General features: G+C 69.2%; 3 protein-coding genes. All 3 read right to left on the bottom strand.

Going from position 1 to position 2,866, the window contains the following annotated elements; genetic code table 11:
* The coding region (locus tag QOC69_RS19290; RefSeq protein ID WP_526442489.1) for an ATP-binding protein at positions 1–1,726 on the bottom strand (1,726 nt) is incomplete at its 3' end.
* Between the two features lie 144 nt (positions 1,727–1,870).
* Positions 1,871–2,290 (bottom strand): SufE family protein, encoded by a 420-nt coding sequence (locus QOC69_RS19285; protein ID WP_526442487.1) that lies wholly within the window; start codon positions 2,288–2,290, stop codon positions 1,871–1,873.
* Positions 2,290–2,866, bottom strand: a 577-nt coding sequence (locus QOC69_RS19280) for a sulfurtransferase (RefSeq protein WP_526442485.1), incomplete at its 5' end; no start/stop codon positions are given. The genes QOC69_RS19280 and QOC69_RS19285, both read right to left, overlap by 1 nt.

Raw genomic sequence — 2,866 nt, 5'->3', positions numbered from 1 at the left:
TGCCGTCCTTGTGGGCCGTCACCGGGTTCTCCATCTTCATGGCCTCCAGCACCACGATGAGATCGCCCGTAGCGACCTGCTGGCCCTCCTCGACGGAGACCTTGACGACGGTGCCCTGCATGGGCGCGGTGACGGCGTCGCCGGAGGCGGCGGCACCGCCCTGCGCGCCGCGCTTGCGGGGCTTGGGCTTCTTCCGGATGACACCAGCCGCGGCGGACCCTCCGCCGCCGCCGATCGCGAGGTCACCGGGCAGCGACACCTCGACACGACGGCCGCCGATCTCGACGACGACCTTCTGACGCGGGAGGGTTTCCTCCTCCTCGAGCGGCTCACCACCGGTGAACGGTTCGACGGTGTTGTCCCACTCGGTCTCGATCCAGCGGGTGTGCACGCCGAAGCCGTCGCCGGTGCCGATGAACGCGGGATCCGACACCACCGCGCGGTGGAACGGGATGACCGTGGCAAGGCCCTCGACGGTGAACTCGTCCAGCGCCCGCCGCGCGCGTCCCAGCGCCTCGTCGCGGTTCGCACCGGTGACGATGAGCTTGGCCAGCATCGAGTCGAACTGGCCGCCGATCACCGAACCGCTCTCGACACCCGCGTCCAGGCGCACGCCAGGGCCCGTCGGTGGCTCGAACTTGAGCACCGGACCGGGCGCGGGCAGGAAGCCGCGGCCGGCGTCCTCGCCGTTGATGCGGAACTCGAACGAGTGGCCGCGCGGCGTCGGGTCCTCGGTGATGTCGAGGGGCTCGCCGTTGGCGATCTTGAACTGTTGGAGCACCAGGTCGATGCCCGCGGTCTCCTCGGTCACCGGATGCTCGACCTGCAGGCGGGTGTTGACCTCGAGGAACGAGATCAGGCCGTCCTGGCCGACCAGGTACTCGACGGTGCCCGCGCCGTAGTAGCCGGCTTCCTTGCAGATCCGCTTGGCCGACTCGTGGATCTCCTTGCGCTGCGCGTCGGTCAAGAATGGTGCAGGCGCTTCTTCCACCAGCTTCTGGAAGCGCCGCTGCAGGGAGCAGTCGCGGGTGCCTGCGACGACCACATTTCCGTGCTGGTCGGCGATCACCTGGGCCTCGACGTGGCGCGGCTTGTCGAGGTAGCGCTCCACGAAGCACTCGCCGCGACCGAACGCCGAGACGGCCTCGCGGGTGGCGGAGTCGAACAGTTCGGGGATCTCCTCGATCGTGCGGGCCACCTTCATGCCACGGCCGCCTCCACCGAACGCCGCCTTGATGGCGATCGGCACGCCGTATTCCTTGGCGAAGGCCACGATCTCGTCGGCGTCCTTCACCGGCTCGGGGGTGCCGGGGACCAATGGTGCCTTCGCCTTGGCGGCGATGTGGCGCGCGGTGACCTTGTCGCCGAGGTCGCGGATCGACTGCGGGCTCGGCCCGATCCAGATCAGGCCCGCGTCGATCACGGCCTGCGCGAAATCGGCGTTCTCGGAGAGGAATCCGTAGCCGGGGTGGATCGCGTTCGCACCGGACTTCTCGGCCGCGTCGAGAAGCTTCTCGAATACCAGGTACGACTCGGCCGAGGTCTGGCCACCGAGGGCGAACGCCTCGTCGGCGAGCCGCACGTGTGGGGCGTCGGCGTCGGGTTCGGCGTACACGGCAACGCTGGCCAGCCCGGCGTCCTTGGCCGCCCGGATCACCCGGACGGCGATCTCCCCGCGATTGGCTACGAGCACCTTGGAGATCTTCGAGCTGGCGTGGCTGGGCACTGCGCCTCCTGGGTGGGATGTCGGCATGTCTAAGAAACGTCTTTAAGAATGTATCCCCGGCAGTTTAAGGGGCGCGACACGAGCCCCGGCGCGCCGGTGCTGGTTACCGGCGGGTAGGTGCGGTCGTGTGCGGCACGGGCCTGATCAGGCTCCGCGCAGGCGCCGCTTGATCCGCGCCAGCATCGCCGACATGCCGCGCAGCCGCAGCGGGCTGATCAACGCGGCGAGGCCCAGTTCGGAGTAGAAGTCGTCGGGCACGGCAAGGATCTCGTCGGCCGTGTGGTCGTCGAGCCCGGCGGCCAGGATCGCGGCGAATCCGCGCGTCGTCGGTGCCTCTGCCGGCGCGCTGAAGAACAACCGGACGTGCTCGCGGTCGGAGGCGTCGACGTGCAGGAATAGCGGCGACTGGCACTCGGGCACCGGCTCCATCGCCGTTTCTTCGAGGTCTTCGGGCAGTGGCGGCAATTCGTTCGCGAACTCCAGCAGCAGCTGCAGCTTGTCCTGTCCCTGCATGTCGGCGAAGTCGGACACCACCTCGGCCAAGGCGGCCGGCATGGCACTCATCAGGAGCCTGGCGCTCCACCCGGCTCGGTCCCGACCGCGACGGGTACCCGGACCGCGTTGCCCCACTCGGTCCACGAGCCGTCGTAGTTGCGCACGCCAGGCAGCCCAAGCAGATGGGTCAGCACGAACCAGGTGTGGCTGGACCGTTCGCCGATGCGGCAGTACACGACCGTCTCGTCGTCCGGTGTGAGGAACCCGTAGAGGTCGTCGAGTTCGGCGCGGCTGCGGAACCGTCCGCTGTCGTCGGCCGCCTTGCCCCACGGGATCGACTTCGCGGTGGGGATGTGGCCACCGCGCAGCGCGCCCTCCTCGGGGTAGTCGGGCATGTGGGTCCGCTCGCCGGTGTACTCCTGCGGCGAACGCACGTCGATCAGCGGCTGCGTCCCAAGGACGTCGAGCACGTCGTCCTTGAAGGCCCGGATCGCGGCGTCCTCGCGTTCGACCACCGGGTAGCCCGTGGTCGGTTTGCCCGGCACCTCCAGCGTGGTGTCGCGGCCGTTGCTGACCCACAGATCGCGCCCGCCGTCGAGCAGTCGGACGTCGGGATGGCCGAACAGCGTGAACACCCACAGCGCG

The organism is Mycobacterium sp. (genome assembly GCF_032162105.1).
Taxonomy (GTDB): Bacteria; Actinomycetota; Actinomycetes; order Mycobacteriales; family Mycobacteriaceae; genus Mycobacterium.
Note: the sequence above shows the minus strand (reverse complement) of the source record. Positions and strands in the feature narration are given on the sequence as shown.